The following is a 16,314-nucleotide window of genomic DNA, read 5'->3' as shown; positions in this document are numbered from 1 at the left end:
GGCGGTGGTGTCCGTGCGGCACCGCCGCGTCGGACGGACGGCGTGCCGCTCGTCGCCGAGACGGTCGCCGATGGCCGGCCGGCGGCGTCCGGGACAGCGTGGGCGGGTGAGCGTGGCTATGGTGCGGCCTACCGATCATCCGGCCCACGGGGGAAACCTTCCATGACCTTCCGTAACCTGGCACGGCTCAGCGCGGCCGCCCTGCTCGCCTCGGGCGCGTTCGCCGCGCTCGGCGCTCCCGCGTACGCCGCGGACGCCGGCACCGACCTGTCGATCGACGTCGCCGGCACCCGCCTGGCCGCGGGCACCACCGACAAGCTCGGCTCCATCAAGCTCACCAACCGGGGCGAGGACACCCCGACCGGCGTAAAGATCAACATCGACGTCACCCAGCTCGACCTGGACAAGGTGACGCTCGCTCCGTTCGCCAAGGAGAAGTGCGCGGAGACCGGGTCCGCCGGCCGGCGGATCTGGGAGTGCGCCATCCACGACTTCGCCGTCCCGGAGCCGGGCGCCACGTCCGACCTGCCGCTGGTCGTGTTCCGCGCCGCCGAGGGGCTGAAGGAGGCGTACTCGGCGCCCGTCACGTTCACCGTGGTGGCGCCGGGCGACACCAACTCCGAGAACGACTCCAAGACCGTCCAGATCGAACTCACCGCCGAGAACGGCGTCGACCTGGAGGTGTGGGCCCCGGACGTCGACGCCCAGTTGGCCTGGGAGCCCGGCGGCGAGCTGGAGCTGCTGAAGGACACGCTCAACCCGGGTGACGAGACCGTCGTCATCGCGGGCTTCGGCAACCAGGGCGACATGATCGCCGACGGCCTCGACTTCGTCGCGACCCTGCCGGCGGGGGTCGCCTTCAGCGAGCGACTGAAGGGGTGCGAGGTGAGCGCCGACCGGCGCCGGGCGACCTGTGCGGCGGGCACCACCCGGCTCATGCCGGGCAAGACGGTGTACGGCGTCTTCGCGGTGAAGGTCGCCGCGGACGTGCCGGCGCCGGTGCTCCTCTCCGGTGGCACCGTGTCGGCGACCTCCCGGGGCGCCCTGCCGGTGACCGACAAGAGCCTGGCCCGGGCGGCCGCCGGCGAGCTGCCGCCGTTCCTGACCACCACGAAGATCGACCTGGTCGAGGACATCGACCCGAGCGACAACAGCGACGACTTCACGGTGGAGGTGGCCGCCGTGACCGGCGGTGGGGGCGGTGGCGACGGTGGCCTGCCCCTCACCGGCCCGCAGGCCGGCCTGATCGGTGGCATCGGCGTCGCGGTGCTGGCCGTCGGTGGCACACTGTTCGTGCTGGCGCGGCGTCGCCGGGTGGTCCTGGTGATCCCGGGCGACGAGAAGCCGGCCGCCTGACGGGCGGATGCCCGGCGGGTCCAGGCACGTCCTCCATCGGTCCACGAGGGCCGTTCACATATGACGCACGGCAGTGGGGGCGGGATGGGTGACCATCCCGCCCCCACTGTTCGTCCGTCCGGGCATCCCTGGTCGCGACTCGGACGGCGGCGCTGGCGTACGCCGCTCGATCTCCGATAGCGTCCGCTCGGTTCCGCAACCATCAGTTTCTTCCCTAACCCCGGGGGATCGATGACACCGTTCCACCGTTCCGCGCTGGCCCGTGCCGGCGTCGCAGCCCTGCTCGCGGCCGGCGGCGTGGCCGTCGCGGCCGCCCCGGCCCACGCCGCCGACCAGGCGGAGCTCCAGCTGATCCCGCTCAGCTACGAGCTGGCCAAGGGCGTCAAGGAGGCCAAGGCCAAGCCGTTCAAGTTCCAGGTCGCCAACACCAGCACCGTGGACGCCGAGGACGTCCGGGTCGTGGTGGACACCAAGGGCCTCAACCCGAAGAAGCCCAAGGTCGGCGTGGTGGTTCCCGAGGGCTGCGAGGTCGAGGGCAGCACGTTCAGCTGCCTGCTGGGCGACCTGACGGCCGGCACCACCGAGGACTTCGGCATCCCGATCTTCTCCACCGGCGGGCGCGGCGCCGCCGGCACGTTGAAGGTCACCATCAGCGCGGCCAACGCCGAGGGCGACAGCGTCGACCACGACATCACCGTCGCCAAGCCCGGCTACGACCTCACCACCTGGGTGCAGGACGTCTACGCCGACGTGCAGGTGGACGGCGACGAGGCCGGCGAGACCGGGCTCAAGCCGGTCCGGCCGGGCGACACCGCGCCGCTGGACTGGGCGGTCTTCAACGACGGCAGCCGCAAGGCGACCGGGATCGCGTACGGCATCACGCTGCCGGCCGATGTGACCTTCGCCGAGCTGCCCGAGGGCTGCGTCGAGCAGACGCTGGGCGGCCTCGCCCACGCGTACTGCGAGGACTCCGGCGTGGTGCTGAAGCCGGGCCAGTACTACACCGCTGACGTGCGGGTCAGGATCGGCGCGGACGTGACCGAGCCGGTGCTGCGCCCCGGCTTCCTCTTCGCCTCCGGTCTGGACGCCGCCGAGGGCGCGCCGGAGGAGGCGCCGCGGGTCGCCAGCGGGACGCAGCGCAAGGCCTTCACCGAGACCGACCAGGGTGACAACACCGCCCAGTTCGACGTGTTCGTCGACCTGACGGCGGGGCCGACCCCGACGCCGACGCCGACCGGCGGCCCGACGACCTCGCCGACCCCGGGCACCGGTGGCGGCGGCGGTGGCCTTCCGGTGACCGGTGTGCAGGCCGGCCTGATCGGCGGGATCGGCGCGGCCGTCCTGCTGGTCGGCGGCGCGCTGCTGCTGATCTCCCGGCGGCGCCGGGTGGTCCTGGTGGCGCCCGGCGACGAGAAGTCGACCGACTGACGGGTGAGACGGAACGGGCGGGGTGGGCGACCACCCCGCCCGTTCGCGTTTCCGCGCGGAGGCCGGCCCGGCGACGGCCGGCCCGACGGGCGACCCTGCGGCGGTCGGTGGCCGCCCGGCTGGCAGAGTGGAGGGGTGAGCCGTACCCCCCAGGGCCAGCGCGCCAGCCTGGACAAGCAGCCGCACGAGGTCGCCGCGATGTTCGACGGCGTGGCCGCGCGGTACGACCTGACCAACACCGTCCTCTCCTTCGGCCAGGACCGGTTCTGGCGCCGGGCGACCCGGGACGCGCTCGGGCTGCGACCCGGCGAGCGGGTGCTGGACGTCGGCGCCGGCACCGGTGTCTCCACCGAGGAACTGGCCCAGTCCGGGGCGTACGCGGTCGGGGCCGACCTGTCGCTCGGCATGCTCCACGCCGGCAAGCGCCGCCGCCCGCTGGTGCCGCTGGTGGCCGGGGACGCGCTGAAGCTGCCCTTCGCCGACGCCAGCTTCGACGCGGTGACCATCTCCTTCGCGCTGCGCAACGTGGTGGACACCGGGGCGGCGCTGCGCGAGCTGGCCCGGGTGACCCGGCCCGGTGGTCGGCTGGTGGTCTGCGAGTTCAGCCGGCCGGTCAACCCCGCGTTCCGCACGGTCTACCTGTCGTACCTGATGCGGTCGCTGCCGGCGGTGGCCCGCACGGTCTCCAGCAACCCGGACGCGTACGTCTACCTGGCCGAGTCGATCCAGGCCTGGCCCGACCAGGCGGCGCTGGCGGCGCGGATCGGTGCGGCCGGCTGGGGCAAGGTGGCCTGGCGCAACCTGACCGGCGGGATCGTCGCCCTGCACCGCGGCATCCGCCCCTGACGGGCGGTCCGCCCAGTCGGTTGATTTCGTGAATATCCGTCTTTAGTCCATTTTGTTACGTACGCTCGGCGGCATGAGACCCGAGCGGCCGGACGAGGTGGCGGCCACCGACGAGGACGCGGCCGAACTGATCGCCCAGCTCAAGGCGCTGGCCGGCGCCGATCCCGCCGACGTCCGCCAGGTGGTGGCCGAGGTGCTGGCCGCGCTCGACCGCGCCGCCGGTGGCGCGTTGCGCGAACACCTGCCGGAGACCATCCGGCACGACGCCGGCCTGGATCCGGCCAGCCCCGCCCGGCGCTGACAACGCCCCGCCGAGCGCGGATCGGCGGGCGCTCCGCCCCTGGTGAACGCCTGTCAACCGGGTTTCCGGCAAGTTAGGTACCCCTCAGCGGGCGTCGGTGTTACCCCGGTCATAGACTCGCTCCCGACTGGCTTGTGAAGGAATTCACGAGCATGCGGGAGGAGGCGCGGATGACCGCGGTGGAGCACGACGCCGACGTCATCGTCGTGGGCGCCGGTCCCGGTGGGTCGGCGACCGCGTACCACCTGGCTCGGCACGGCGTACGGGTGCTGCTGCTGGAGAAGACCGAGTTCCCCCGGGAGAAGGTCTGCGGGGACGGGTTGACCCCGCGCGCGGTGCGGCAGTTGGTCCGGATGGGTGTGGACACCTCGGAAGAGGCCGGCTGGCTGCACAACCGGGGGCTGCGGGTGATCGGTGGCGGGGTCCGGCTGGAGCTGGACTGGCCCGACCTGGCGAGCTTCCCCAACTACGGGCTGGTGCGCACCCGGCTCGACTTCGACGACCTGCTCGCCCAGCGGGCGGTCGCCGCCGGCGCGAAGCTGCGCACCAGCGTGAACGTCACCGGCCCGGTGCTCGACCCGGACGGCCGGGTGATCGGCGTCGAGGCGGAGGTGGGCCCGGACAAGGCCCCCGAGACGTTCCACGCGCCGCTGGTGGTCGCGGCCGACGGCGTCTCCGGCCGGTTCCCGCTCGCCCTCGGGCTGGCCAAGCGGGAGGACCGGCCGATCGGGGTGGCGGTGCGCCGCTACTACCGCTGCCCGGCCAAGCACGACGACAACTACCTGGAGTCCTGGCTGGAGCTGCGCAGCAAGGACAGCGGCGACAACCTGCTGCCGGGCTACGGCTGGATCTTCGGCCTCGGCGACGGCCGGGTCAACGTCGGCCTCGGCGTGCTCAACTCCTCGTCCGCCTTCGGCAAGACCAACTACCGGCGGCTGCTGACCGACTGGCTGGCCAACACGCCGGCCGACTGGGGCATGACCGACGAGTCCAAGGCGGAGGGTCCGATCCTCGGCGCGGCGCTGCCGATGGGCTTCAACCGGGTGCCGCACTACACCCGCGGGGTGATGCTGGTCGGCGACTCCGGCGGCATGGTCAACCCGTTCAACGGCGAGGGCATCGCGTACGCGATGGAGTCCGGCGAGCTGGCCGCGGAGATCGCGGTGCAGGCCCTGGCCCGGCCGGCGGGCGCCGAGCGGGAGCGGGCGCTGAACGCGTACCCGACCGAACTCAAGGCGCGGTTCGGCGGCTACTACCGGCTCGGCGGCATCTTCGTGAAGCTGATCGGCCGTCCGGAGATCATGCGGATGGCCACCAAGCACGGCATGCCGCACCCGATGCTGATGCGCTTCGTCCTCAAGCTGCTGGCCAACCTGACCGACCCGCGCGGCGGGGACGCGATGGACCGGGTCATCAACGCGATGACGAAGGTGGCACCCGCCGTGTGACCGCCGGATCCACGGTCGGTGACGATCGCCGGTCCGGCACCCAGAGATCGGCCCCCCGGCGCAGGTCGCCGGACGGGACGTGAATAGTGTGATTTTTGTCAAGCACCGAGGGCAGGGAAGGACGAGCAGGAGATAACGATGACGCTCTCGCCTTACGCACCGATCATCGGGCTGTTCGCCATCGCCGCGGCGTTCGCGCTGTTCTCCGTGGCGGCCGCCCGCTTCGCCGGCCCCCGGCGCTACAACAAGGCCAAGCTCGAGGCGTACGAGTGCGGCATCGAGCCCAGCCCCCAGCCGGTCGGCGGCGGGCGGTTCCCGATCAAGTTCTACCTGACGGCGATGCTCTTCATCGTCTTCGACATCGAGATCATCTTCCTCTACCCCTGGGCGGTCTCGTTCGACGCCCTGCCGATCTTCGGCTTCGTGGAGATGGTCCTGTTCATCGTCGCGGTCTTCGTCGCGTACGCCTACGTGTGGCGGCGCGGCGGCCTGGACTGGGACTGAGGGAGGAACCTCAGATGGGTATCGAGGAGAAGCTCCCCGCCGGTGTCCTGCTCACCTCGGTGGAGAAGCTGGTCAACTGGTCGCGGAAGTCGTCGGTCTGGGGTGCCACCTTCGGCCTGGCGTGCTGCGCGATCGAGATGATGGCCGCCGGCGGCCCGCACTACGACATGGGCCGCTGGGGCATGGAGGTCTTCCGCGCCTCGCCCCGGCAGGCCGACCTGATGATCGTGGCCGGCCGGCTGAGCCAGAAGATGGCCCCGGTGCTGCGCCAGATCTACGACCAGATGGCCGAGCCCCGCTGGGTCATCTCGATGGGCGTCTGCGCCAGCAGCGGCGGCATGTTCAACAACTACGCCATCGTGCAGGGCGTCGACCACATCGTCCCGGTCGACATGTACCTCCCCGGCTGCCCGCCCCGGCCCGAGATGCTCATCGACGCGGTGCTCAAGCTGCGCGAGAAGATCATGTACGAGCCGCTCGGCCCGAACGGCCGCAAGATGCTCGAGGCGCGCAAGGCCCGCGGTGACGTCCCGGTCGTCCCGTACGGCGCGATGCCCTCGTCGTACCGCAGCGACAAGGCCCGGCGGGCCGAGTGGACGCAGGCCGTCCGCGAGGGCCGCGAGGAGCAGCTGCGGATCGAGAACTGGATGAAGGCCCAGAACCACCTGCACCAGCACGGGGGTGTCCAGAAGTGACCGCACCCAACGACCGGATCGACGGCGGCGGCGTACCGGTGCCGACCACGCCGGCCGGCGCCAGCAGCACCGCACCCGCCGAGTACCCGCCGGCCAGCCCGGCCGGCCGCGGCATGTTCGGCAACCAGGGCACCGGCGACGTCTCCGGCTTCGGCGGCCTGGTCCGCCCGCGCCGCGCGATCGAGGACTCGCCCCGGCCGTACGGCGGCTACTTCGACGAGGTGCGCGACGCGCTGGAGGAGGCGTATCCGGCCTTCGCCGACGCGATCGAGAAGGTCGTGGTCGACCGGGGCGAGCTGACCCTGCACGTACGCCCCGAGCGGATCGCCGAGGTCTGCCAGGTGATGCGCGACGACCTGGCGCTGCGCTTCGAGCTCTGCTCGTCGGTGTCCGGGGTGGACTACCTGGGCGCCGACGCCCGCCGGCTGCACGTCGTCTACCAGCTCACCTCGATGACCTACCGCCGCACGGTGCGGCTGGAGGCCGCGGTCTCCGCCGAGGACCCGCACCTGCCCAGCGTCACGTCGGTCTACCCGACGGCCGACTGGCAGGAGCGCGAGGCGTACGACATGTTCGGCATCGTCTTCGACGGCCACCCCAACCTGACCCGGATCCTGATGCCGGACGACTGGGAGGGGCACCCGCAGCGCAAGGACTATCCGCTCGGCGGCGTGCCGGTGGAGTACAAGGGCGCCGAGATCCCGCCGCCGGACCGGAGGAGGTCGTACCAATGAGCACGTCCAACTACGCGACCGAGCGGGAGACCGCCGAGGGCAAGGTCTTCACCGTCACCGGTGGGGACTGGGACAACGTGGTCTCCGGCACCGACCCGATCAACGACGAGCGGATCGTCGTCAACATGGGTCCGCAGCACCCGTCCACGCACGGTGTGCTCCGGCTGATCCTCGAACTCGAGGGTGAGACGGTCCGCGAGGCCCGCTCGGTCGTCGGCTACCTGCACACCGGCATCGAGAAGAACCTCGAGTACCGCAACTGGGTCCAGGGCAGCACCTTCGTGACCCGGATGGACTACCTCTCGCCGATCTTCAACGAGACGGCGTACGCGCTGGCGGTGGAGAAGCTGCTCGGCATCTCCGACCAGGTCACCGAGCGGGCGACCACCATCCGGGTGCTGATGATGGAGCTGAACCGGATCTCCTCGCACCTGGTCTGGCTGGCCACCACCGGCATGGAGCTGGGCGCCATCAACATGATGTTGTACGGCTTCCGGGAGCGGGAGTACATCCTCGAGATCTTCGAGATGATCACCGGCCTGCGGATGAACCACGCGTACGTCCGGCCGGGCGGCGTGGCCCAGGACGTGCCGGACGAGGCCATCGTCAAGATCCGCGAGTTCCTGAAGCTGATGCCGAAGAAGCTCAAGGAGTACGAGAACCTCCTCTCCGGCCAGCCGATCTGGATCGAGCGGACCAAGAACGTGGCGGTGCTCGACGTGACCGGCTGCGTCGCGCTCGGCGTGACCGGGCCGGTGCTGCGCTCCGCCGGGCTGGCCTGGGACCTGCGCAAGACCATGCCGTACTGCGGCTACGAGACGTACGAGTTCGACGTCCCGACGCACACCGACGGCGACGTGTGGGGCCGCTACCTGGTCCGGCTGGCCGAGATCCGCGAGTCGCTCAAGCTGGTCGAGCAGGCGCTGGACCGGCTCAAGCCGGGCCCGGTGATGGTCGCCGACAAGAAGATCGCCTGGCCGGCCCAGCTGGCCATCGGCGTCGACGGCATGGGCAACTCGCTGGAGCACGTCGCGAAGATCATGGGTCAGTCGATGGAGTCGCTGATCCACCACTTCAAGCTCGTCACCGAGGGTTTCCGGGTGCCGCCGGGCCAGGTCTACGTGGGCATCGAGTCGCCCCGTGGCGAGCTGGGCGTGCACGCGGTCTCCGACGGTGGCACCCGGCCCTACCGGGTGCACTACCGGGAGCCGAGCTTCGTCAACCTCCAGGCCCTCCCGGCGATGGCCGAGGGCGGCCTGATCGCCGACGTGATCGCCGGCGGCGCCTCGCTGGACCCCGTGATGGGTGGTTGTGACCGATGACGACGACTTTCACCGAAGAGACCCGGGCGCGGGCCCGGGAGATCATCGCCCGCTACCCGGCGGACCGGTCCCGCTCGGCGCTGCTGCCGCTGCTGCACCTGGTGCAGTCCGAGGAGGGTTACGTCTCCCCGGCCGGCGTCGAGTTCTGCGCCGAGGTGCTCGGGCTGAACAAGGCCCAGGTCGGCGCGGTGGCCACCTTCTACACCATGTACAAGCGCCGGCCGACCGGCGACTACCTGGTGAGCGTCTGCACCAACACGATGTGCAACGTGCTCGGCGGCCAGGAGGTCTACGACACGCTGGCCGAGCACCTCGGCGTCGGGCACGACGAGACCACCGCCGACGGGAAGATCACCCTGGAGCACGCCGAGTGCCTGGCGGCCTGCGACTACGGCCCGGTGATGACCGTCAACTACGACTTCTTCGACAACGTGGACCCGCAGGCGGCCGTCGGGGTGGTCGACGAGCTGCGCGCCGGTGGCCGGCCGATGCCGACCCGGGGCGCCCGGCTCTGCACGCTCAAGGAGATGGCCGTCCAGCTCGCCGGCTTCGCCGACGAGCGGGAGGGCGCGGTCGCCGACGGCGGACCGGGCGAGCCGACCCTGCGCGGCCTGCGGCTGGCGCAGGAGCACGGCATCTCGGTGCCGGGCTTCGACCCGAACACGCCGATCCGGAGCAAGGCGGAGGCCGACGCGGCGGCCGCGAAGGCCAAGGCCAAGGCCGAGACCGAGAAGCCGGCCCCGGTGCCGGCGCGGGGCGGCGACGGCGCGTCCGCCCCGACCGGTACGGCCGGCAACGCGGGCGTCGGCGAGCCGGCCCGGCCGGAGCAGGCCACCGGCAGCACCGCCCGGGACGTCAAGGCACCGGACGACAAGTCGCCGGAGGTGCGGGCGGCCGAGACCCGGCAGCCGGACGCGGCGACCGCCGTGCCGGACGCCCCCGGCACCAAGGTCCCGGTGGACACCGCGCCCCCGGCGCCGCGCGACGCGCAGGAGGCCGAGGCAGCCGGCGCGGGGACCAACCCGCCCGCCGGTGACGGCAAGCCCGCCGGCGACGAGGCCGGGGCGCAGGAGCGCAACCTCAAGGAAGCGGAGGCTCAGAAGTGACGACGCCTCGACGGGAGACGCTGGCGAAGCTCACTCCCGTGCTCACCAAGCGCTGGCTGTCGCCGGACGCCTGGCGGATCGGCACCTACGAGAAGCTGGACGGCTACGCGGCGCTGCGCAAGGCGCTCAAGGCCCACCCGGACGACCTGATCCAGCTGGTCAAGGACTCCGGGCTGCGCGGTCGCGGCGGCGCCGGCTTCCCCACCGGCCTGAAGTGGGGGTTCATCCCGCAGGGCGACGGCAAGCCGCACTACCTGGTGGTGAACGCCGACGAGGGCGAGCCGGGCACCTGCAAGGACCTGCCGCTGATGACGCACGACCCGCACTCGCTGGTCGAGGGCGTGATCATCGCGTCGTACGCGATCCGGGCCAACCGCGCCTACATCTACATCCGGGGCGAGGCGGTGCACGCCGCGCGGCGGCTGCGCAACGCGGTCCAGGAGGCGTACGCCAAGGGCTACCTCGGCAAGAACATCCTCGGCTCGAAGTTCGACCTGGAGCTGGTGGTGCACTCCGGCGCCGGGGCGTACATCTGCGGCGAGGAGACCGCGCTGCTGGACTCGCTGGAGGGCTTCCGCGGCCAGCCCCGGCTGCGCCCGCCCTTCCCGGCCACCCACGGCCTGTACGCCAGCCCGACGGTGGTGAACAACGTCGGCACCATCGCCAGCGTGCCGTACATCGTGCTGGGCGGCGCCGACTGGTGGAAGACCATGGGCACGGAGAAGTCCTCCGGGCCGATGATCTACTCGCTCTCCGGCCGGATCGCCAACCCCGGCCAGTACGAGTGCTCGATGGGCATCACCCTGCGGGAGCTGCTGGAGCTGGCCGGTGGGATGCAGCCGGGGCACAACCTGAAGTTCTGGACCCCGGGCGGCTCGTCGACGCCGCTGCTCACCGCCGAGCACCTGGACGTGCCGCTGGACTTCGAGTCGGTGGCGGCGGCCGGGTCCATCCTCGGCACCACGGCCACCCAGATCTTCTCCGACCAGGACTGCCCGGTCTACGCGACCTACCGGTGGCTGGAGTTCTACCACCACGAGTCGTGCGGCAAGTGCACCCCGTGCCGCGAGGGCAACTACTGGATGGTCCGGGTCTACCGGCGGATCCTCTCCGGTCAGGGCACCCACGAGGACCTGGACACCCTGCTGGACACCTGCGACAACATCCTCGGCCGCTCGTTCTGCGGCCTGGGTGACGGCGCGACCAGCTCGGTGACCTCGTCGCTGAAGTACTTCAAGCAGGACTACCTCGACTACATCGAGGGTCGTACCGCGCCGAAGCTGTCGGACAAGCAGCTGGTGGGAGCCCACTAATGACCGACGTAGCCAAGCAGACCGAGACCGTCACGCTCACCATCGACGGGGTCGAGGTCACCGCCCCCAAGGGCGCGCTGCTGATCCGCGTCGCGGAGCAGATGGGGGTCGAGATCCCCCGGTTCTGCGACCACCCGCTGCTGGCCCCGGCCGGCGCGTGCCGGCAGTGCCTGGTCGAGGTGGAGGGCCAGCGCAAGCCGGTCGCCTCCTGCACCCAGACCGTCGCCGACGGCATGGTGGTCCGCACCCAGCTCACCTCCCCGGTCGCCAAGAAGGCGCAGGAGGGGGTCATGGAGCTGCTGCTGCTCAACCACCCGCTCGACTGCCCGATGTGCGACAAGGGCGGCGAGTGCCCGCTGCAGAACCAGGCGATGTCCACCGGCCGCACCGACTCCCGGTTCCACGAGCACAAGCGGGAGTACGAGAAGCCGCTGGAGATCAGCACCCAGGTGCTGCTGGACCGGGAGCGCTGCGTGCTCTGCCAGCGGTGCACCCGGTTCTCCGAGGAGATCGCCGGCGACAAGTTCATCGACCTGATGAACCGGTCGTCCGCCGAGGAGATCAACATCTACCGGGACGACGCGTACGGCGCGGAGGACGGGGACGGCGACGTGCCGTTCAACTCGTACTTCTCCGGCAACACCGTGCAGATCTGCCCGGTCGGCGCGCTGACCGGCGCCCAGTACCGGTTCCGGGCCCGCCCGTTCGACCTGGTCTCCAGCCCGAGCGTGTGCGAGCACTGCTCGGCCGGCTGCGCCCAGCGCACCGACTGGCGGCGGGGCAAGGTGCTGCGCCGGCTGGCCGGCGACGACCCGGCGGTGAACGAGGAGTGGAACTGCGACAAGGGCCGGTGGGGCTTCCAGTACACCCGCGCCTTCGACCGGCTCACCACCCCGCTGGTGCGCGACGGGCGCACCGGTGAGCTGCGCGAGGCGTCCTGGAGCGAGGCGCTCACCGTCGCCGCCGAGGGGCTGCGCGCCGCCCGGGACGGCGGTCAGGGCACCGCGGTGCTCACCGGCGGCCGGCTGACCGTCGAGGACGCCTACGCGTACGCGAAGTTCGCCCGGGTCGCGCTGAACACCAACGACATCGACTTCCGGGCCCGGCCGGTCTCCCGCGAGGAGGCCGAGTTCCTGGCCAGCTCGGTCGCCGGGCGGACCGACGTCACCTACGCCGACGTGGAGAACGCGCCGGCCGTGGTGCTGGTCGGCCTGGAGCCGGAGGAGGAGTGCCCGATCCTCTTCCTGCGGCTGCGCAAGGCGTACCTGAAGAAGAAGCTGACGGTGTACGCGATCGCGCCGTTCGCCACGCGCGGCCTGGAGAAGCTCGGCGCCAAGCTGGCCCGGGTGGTGCCCGGCGAGGAGGCCAGCGTCCTCGCCGAGCACGCCACGGTCGCCGAGGCGCTGAGCGCCGAGGGCGCCATCCTGATCGTCGGCGAGCGGCTCGCCGAGGTGCCGGGCGGCCTCTCCGCGGCGGCCGACGTGGCCCGGCGTACCGGAGCGCGGCTGGCCTGGGTGCCGCGGCGCGCGGGTGACCGCGGCGCGGTCGACGCGGGCTGCCTGCCCAACCTGCTCCCCGGCGGCCGCCTGGTCACCGAGCCGGCCGCCCGGGCCGAGCTGGGCGAGGCGTGGGACATCGCGGCCGGGGTGATCCCCAGCCAGGCCGGCCGGGACACCGACGGCATCATCGCCGCGGCCGCCGCCGGCCAGCTCGGCGCGCTGGTGGTGGCCGGCGTCGACCCGGCCGACCTGGCCGACCCGCGACTGGCCGAGCAGGCGCTGGACACGGTGCCGTTCCTGGTCAGCCTGGAACTGCGCAACAGCGCGGTGGCCCGGCGGGCGGACGTGGTCTTCCCGGTCGCCCCGGTGGACGAGAAGGCCGGCAGCTTCCTGGACTGGGAGGGCCGGCTGCGCACCTTCGAGGCGGTGCTGCGGACCGCCGCGATGAACGACGGCCGGGTGCTGGACGCGCTGGCCGCGCAGCTCGACGTGCGACTGGGCACCGGTGACGTGCTCAGCGTCCGGCGCGAGCTGGGCGGGCTGCCGCCGACCCGGCTCGAGCGGCCGGCCGCCCCGGCGGTGGAGCCGGCCGCGGTGCCGACGCCCGGCGCCGGCGAGGCCGTGCTGGCGACCTGGCACCAGCTGATCGACCTGGGCAGCCTCACCGACGGCGACGAGCACCTCGCCGGCACCGCCCGCCCGCCGGTGGTCCGGCTGGGCAAGGGCACCGCCGAGGCGCTCGGCGTCGCCGACGGCGACCCGGTGACGGTGGGCACCGACCGCGGGGCGGTGACCCTGCCGGCGGCGATCACCGAGATGCCGGACGGCGTCGTCTGGCTGCCCACCAACTCACCCGGTTCGACCGTCCGGCGCAGCCTCGGCGCCAGCTCCGGCACGGTGGTCCGGATCTCGGCCGCGGCGGTGGCCGCGGACGCCGCCGGCCGCCCCGGCCCGCTCCTCAACGCAGGGGGTGCAATCCAGTGAACGCGGTCTACCTGGCGCAGGACCCGACGCTGGCCGACTTCGGCCGGGACCCGTGGTGGCTCGTCCTCGGCAAGGTCCTCTTCGCCTTCGTCTTCGCCGTGCTCGCCACGCTGCTCGGCGTCTGGTTCGAACGGCGGGTCGTGGGCCGGATGGCGGTGCGGCCCGGCCCCAACCAGGTCGGCCCGTTCGGTCTGCTGCAGACCCTCGCCGACGGCCTGAAGATGGCCTTCAAGGAGGACATCCTGCCGAAGGCGGCCGACAAGGTCGTCTACTTCTTCGCGCCGACCATCTCGGTGATCTGCGCGGTCACCGCGCTGTCGGTGGTGCCCTTCGGCCCGATGGTGAGCATCTTCGGCCACTGGACGCCGTTGCAGGTCACCGACGTGTCGGTGGCGGTGCTGGTGCTGCTGGCCTGCTCCTCGATGGGCATCTACGGCATCGTGCTCGGCGGCTGGGCCTCCGGCTCGACCTACCCGCTGCTCGGCGGCCTGCGCTCCAGCGCCCAGATGATCTCGTACGAGGTCGCCATGGGGCTGAGCATCGTGGCGGTGTTCATGACCGCCGGCACGATGTCGACCAGCGGGATCGTCGCCGCCCAGGGCGACGCCACCCGGCTGACCGTCTTCGGCACCGAGCTGCCGGCGCCCGGCTGGTACGCGATCCTGCTGCTGCCGAGCTTCGTCATCTTCTTCATCGCCACCGTCGGCGAGACCAACCGGGCGCCATTCGACCTGCCCGAGGCCGAGTCCGAGCTGGTGGCCGGCTTCATGACCGAGTACAGCTCGCTGAAGTTCGCGCTCTTCATGCTCAGCGAGTACGTCTCGATGGTGACCATGTCCGCGGTCACCACCACGCTCTTCCTCGGCGGCTGGCGGGCGCCGTGGCCGATCACCCTCTGGGAGGGCGCCAACTCCGGTTGGTGGCCGATGCTGTGGTTCTTCGGCAAGGTGATCGCCCTGGTCTTCGTCTTCGTCTGGCTGCGGGGCACGCTGCCCCGGCTGCGCTACGACCAGTTCATGCGGTTCGGCTGGAAGGTGCTGCTGCCGATCAACCTGGTCTGGATCCTGGTGCTCGCCGGGCTGCGCTCGATCGAGGACTGGGACACCCAGGGCAAGCTGATCGCGGTCGGCATCCCGGCCGGTGTGCTGCTGGTCGCCACGCTGCTGTGGCCGAGCCGCAAGCCGCAGCCGAAGCCGACGCTCCAGGAACAGGTCAACAACCGGCCGCACGGCAGCTTCCCGCTGCCCCCGATGGACCTGCAGGTACCACCGAGCCCGCGCACCAGGCGCGTGGTCGCCGAGCGGGAGCCGGCCAACGTCGCGGCCGGCCCGGACTCCAGGGAGGTGTGACGTGGGCGCGATCACCGGAACGTTCAAGGGCTTCGGGGTCACCTTCTCGCACATGTTCAGGAAGGTCGTCACCACCGACTACCCGTTCAAGCCGCCGGTCTCGGCGCCGCGCTACCACGGGCGGCACATCCTCAACCGGCACCCGGACGGGCTGGAGAAGTGCATCGGGTGCGAGCTGTGCGCCTGGGCCTGCCCGGCGGACGCGATCTACGTCGAGGGTGGCGACAACACCGACGAGCAGCGGTTCTCGCCGGGTGAGCGGTACGCCAGCGTCTACCAGATCAACTACGCCCGGTGCATCTTCTGCGGCCTGTGCATCGAGGCCTGCCCGACCCGTTCGCTCACCATGAGCAACGAGTACGAGCTGGCCCGGGACAACCGGCAGGATCTGATCTTCACCAAGGAGCAGCTGCTCGCGCCGCTGCTGCCGGGCATGGAGCAGCCGCCGCACCCGATGCGGCTGGGCGACAGCGAGAAGGACTACTACGTCGGCGCGCTGGAGAACCCGGGCACCTCGGCCGGGGCCGAGCGCTCCCCGATGGGCCCCGGGCGGTACCGGGTGGAGGAGCACCCCGGCGTGACCTTCCCCGGCGCCGAGCAGCACGCCCAGCGGGCCACCGCGGGCAAGGGAGACGGAGCATGACCACGCAGACGGTGCTCGCCGCGGCGGGCTCGGTTTCCACTGGCGAGGCGGTCACCTTCTGGATCCTCGCCCCGCTGGCGCTGATCGGCGGGATCGGGATGGTCGCCGCGCGCAACGCCGTGCACTCGGCGCTCTGGCTGGTGCTGACCATGCTCTGCCTCGGCGTGTTCTACGTGCTCCAGGCCGGGCCGTTCATCGGCATGGTGCAGATCATCGTCTACACCGGCGCGATCATGATGCTGTTCCTCTTCGTGCTGATGCTGGTCGGCCGGGACGCGTCGGACTCGCTGATCGAGACGCTGCGCGGGCAGCGGACCGCGGCGCTGGTGCTGGCGCTCGGCTTCGCCGGCCTGGTCGGCACCGGCCTCTACCGGGGCCTGGACGGGGTCACCGCGGTCGGCCTGGCCGAGCCGAACGCCGAGGGCAACGTGCAGGGCATCGCCCGGCTGCTGTTCACCAAGTACGTCTTCGCCTTCGAGCTCACCTCGGCCCTGCTGATCACGGCGGCGGTGGGCGCGATGGTGCTGGCCCACGTCGAGCGGCGCAAGCAGGACAAGCTCGACCAGCCGGCGACCATGCGGGCCCGCTTCCGCCCGGGCAACTACCCGGGCCCGAAGCCCGGCCCCGGCGTCTTCGCCACCTCCTCCTCGGTGGCCACCCCGGCCCGGCTGCCGGACGGCCGGCTGACCGAGCGGAGCACCCCGGAGATCCTGCCGGTGCGCGAGCTGACCGCCGAGGAGACCGCGCTGAAGGGGACGGACCGGTGAGCGCGAGGAGTGAGCTTGC

The 16,314-nt window shown here is 71.8% G+C and carries 15 protein-coding genes; all 15 read left to right on the top strand.

Translation table 11 applies throughout. The features are described from left to right. Nucleotides 1-162 precede the first annotated feature (162 nt). The 15 genes from Q3W71_RS08140 (at nucleotide 163) to Q3W71_RS08070 (ending at nucleotide 16,295) form a co-directional block, all read left to right on the top strand. Nucleotides 163-1,356: a cell wall anchor protein gene (locus Q3W71_RS08140; RefSeq protein WP_302918634.1), complete on the top strand. Its 1,194-nt coding sequence runs from the start codon at nucleotides 163-165 to the stop codon at nucleotides 1,354-1,356. 231 nt (nucleotides 1,357-1,587) lie between these two features. After that, nucleotides 1,588-2,784 (top strand): cell wall anchor protein, encoded by a 1,197-nt coding sequence (locus tag Q3W71_RS08135; protein WP_302918633.1) that lies wholly within the window; start codon nucleotides 1,588-1,590, stop codon nucleotides 2,782-2,784. Between the two features lie 135 nt (nucleotides 2,785-2,919). Then, nucleotides 2,920-3,630, top strand: coding sequence for a demethylmenaquinone methyltransferase (locus Q3W71_RS08130; RefSeq protein WP_302918632.1), 711 nt, complete (start codon nucleotides 2,920-2,922; stop codon nucleotides 3,628-3,630). A 73-nt stretch (nucleotides 3,631-3,703) separates the two neighbouring features. Then, nucleotides 3,704-3,931 (top strand): hypothetical protein, encoded by a 228-nt coding sequence (locus tag Q3W71_RS08125; RefSeq protein ID WP_302918631.1) that lies wholly within the window; start codon nucleotides 3,704-3,706, stop codon nucleotides 3,929-3,931. 170 nt (nucleotides 3,932-4,101) lie between these two features. Further along, on the top strand, nucleotides 4,102-5,379 hold the full coding sequence (locus Q3W71_RS08120; RefSeq protein ID WP_302918630.1) for a geranylgeranyl reductase family protein: 1,278 nt from the start codon (nucleotides 4,102-4,104) through the stop codon (nucleotides 5,377-5,379). Nucleotides 5,380-5,517: 138 nt separating this feature from the next. Beyond that, entirely contained in the window at nucleotides 5,518-5,883 is a 366-nt protein-coding gene (locus Q3W71_RS08115) for an NADH-quinone oxidoreductase subunit A (RefSeq protein WP_088997021.1), read from the top strand. A 14-nt stretch (nucleotides 5,884-5,897) separates the two neighbouring features. After that, the gene (locus tag Q3W71_RS08110) at nucleotides 5,898-6,578 is read left to right on the top strand and encodes an NADH-quinone oxidoreductase subunit B family protein (protein ID WP_302918629.1); all 681 of its coding nucleotides are present in this window, start codon (nucleotides 5,898-5,900) and stop codon (nucleotides 6,576-6,578) included. After that, nucleotides 6,575-7,312, top strand: a complete 738-nt coding sequence (locus tag Q3W71_RS08105) for an NADH-quinone oxidoreductase subunit C (protein WP_302918628.1) — start codon at nucleotides 6,575-6,577, stop codon at nucleotides 7,310-7,312. The genes Q3W71_RS08110 and Q3W71_RS08105 overlap by 4 nt, the downstream gene beginning before the upstream one ends. Further along, complete coding sequence (locus Q3W71_RS08100) at nucleotides 7,309-8,634, top strand: NADH-quinone oxidoreductase subunit D (protein ID WP_302918627.1); 1,326 nt, start codon at nucleotides 7,309-7,311, stop codon at nucleotides 8,632-8,634. The genes Q3W71_RS08105 and Q3W71_RS08100 overlap by 4 nt, the downstream gene beginning before the upstream one ends. Further along, nucleotides 8,631-9,740, top strand: a complete 1,110-nt coding sequence (nuoE, locus tag Q3W71_RS08095) for an NADH-quinone oxidoreductase subunit NuoE (RefSeq protein ID WP_302918626.1) — start codon at nucleotides 8,631-8,633, stop codon at nucleotides 9,738-9,740. Before Q3W71_RS08100 ends, nuoE begins: the two co-directional genes overlap by 4 nt. Further along, a complete protein-coding gene (gene nuoF / locus Q3W71_RS08090; protein ID WP_302918625.1) occupies nucleotides 9,737-11,053 on the top strand; it encodes an NADH-quinone oxidoreductase subunit NuoF in 1,317 nt (438 codons plus the stop codon). Before nuoE ends, nuoF begins: the two co-directional genes overlap by 4 nt. Then, on the top strand, nucleotides 11,053-13,536 hold the full coding sequence (locus Q3W71_RS08085; protein WP_302918624.1) for an NADH-quinone oxidoreductase subunit G: 2,484 nt from the start codon (nucleotides 11,053-11,055) through the stop codon (nucleotides 13,534-13,536). Before nuoF ends, Q3W71_RS08085 begins: the two co-directional genes overlap by 1 nt. Continuing rightward, the gene (gene nuoH / locus Q3W71_RS08080) at nucleotides 13,533-14,885 is read left to right on the top strand and encodes an NADH-quinone oxidoreductase subunit NuoH (protein ID WP_302918623.1); all 1,353 of its coding nucleotides are present in this window, start codon (nucleotides 13,533-13,535) and stop codon (nucleotides 14,883-14,885) included. The genes Q3W71_RS08085 and nuoH overlap by 4 nt, the downstream gene beginning before the upstream one ends. 1 nt (nucleotide 14,886) lies before the next feature. Continuing rightward, nucleotides 14,887-15,528 (top strand): NADH-quinone oxidoreductase subunit NuoI, encoded by a 642-nt coding sequence (gene nuoI, locus Q3W71_RS08075; RefSeq protein ID WP_088997029.1) that lies wholly within the window; start codon nucleotides 14,887-14,889, stop codon nucleotides 15,526-15,528. Continuing rightward, a complete protein-coding gene (locus tag Q3W71_RS08070) occupies nucleotides 15,525-16,295 on the top strand; it encodes an NADH-quinone oxidoreductase subunit J (protein ID WP_302918622.1) in 771 nt (256 codons plus the stop codon). The genes nuoI and Q3W71_RS08070 overlap by 4 nt, the downstream gene beginning before the upstream one ends. Nucleotides 16,296-16,314 lie beyond the last annotated feature (19 nt).

Source organism: Micromonospora sp. C28SCA-DRY-2, from assembly GCF_030519475.1.
Classification (GTDB): domain Bacteria; phylum Actinomycetota; class Actinomycetes; order Mycobacteriales; family Micromonosporaceae; genus Micromonospora.
Note: the sequence above shows the minus strand (reverse complement) of the source record. Positions and strands in the feature narration are given on the sequence as shown.

Bases quoted from the DNA above. Each gene is read 5' to 3' on its own strand.
- Q3W71_RS08085 (WP_302918624.1), top strand. From the start codon at position 11,053: ATGACCGACGTAGCCAAGCAGACCGAGACCGTCACGCTCACCATCGAC.
- Q3W71_RS08120 (WP_302918630.1), top strand. From the start codon at position 4,102: ATGACCGCGGTGGAGCACGACGCCGACGTCATCGTCGTGGGCGCCGGT.
- Q3W71_RS08135 (WP_302918633.1), top strand. From the start codon at position 1,588: ATGACACCGTTCCACCGTTCCGCGCTGGCCCGTGCCGGCGTCGCAGCC.
- Q3W71_RS08115 (WP_088997021.1), top strand. From the start codon at position 5,518: ATGACGCTCTCGCCTTACGCACCGATCATCGGGCTGTTCGCCATCGCC.
- Q3W71_RS08100 (WP_302918627.1), top strand. From the start codon at position 7,309: ATGAGCACGTCCAACTACGCGACCGAGCGGGAGACCGCCGAGGGCAAG.
- nuoE (WP_302918626.1), top strand. From the start codon at position 8,631: ATGACGACGACTTTCACCGAAGAGACCCGGGCGCGGGCCCGGGAGATC.
- Q3W71_RS08110 (WP_302918629.1), top strand. From the start codon at position 5,898: ATGGGTATCGAGGAGAAGCTCCCCGCCGGTGTCCTGCTCACCTCGGTG.
- Q3W71_RS08070 (WP_302918622.1), top strand. From the start codon at position 15,525: ATGACCACGCAGACGGTGCTCGCCGCGGCGGGCTCGGTTTCCACTGGC.
- Q3W71_RS08140 (WP_302918634.1), top strand. From the start codon at position 163: ATGACCTTCCGTAACCTGGCACGGCTCAGCGCGGCCGCCCTGCTCGCC.
- Q3W71_RS08125 (WP_302918631.1), top strand. From the start codon at position 3,704: ATGAGACCCGAGCGGCCGGACGAGGTGGCGGCCACCGACGAGGACGCG.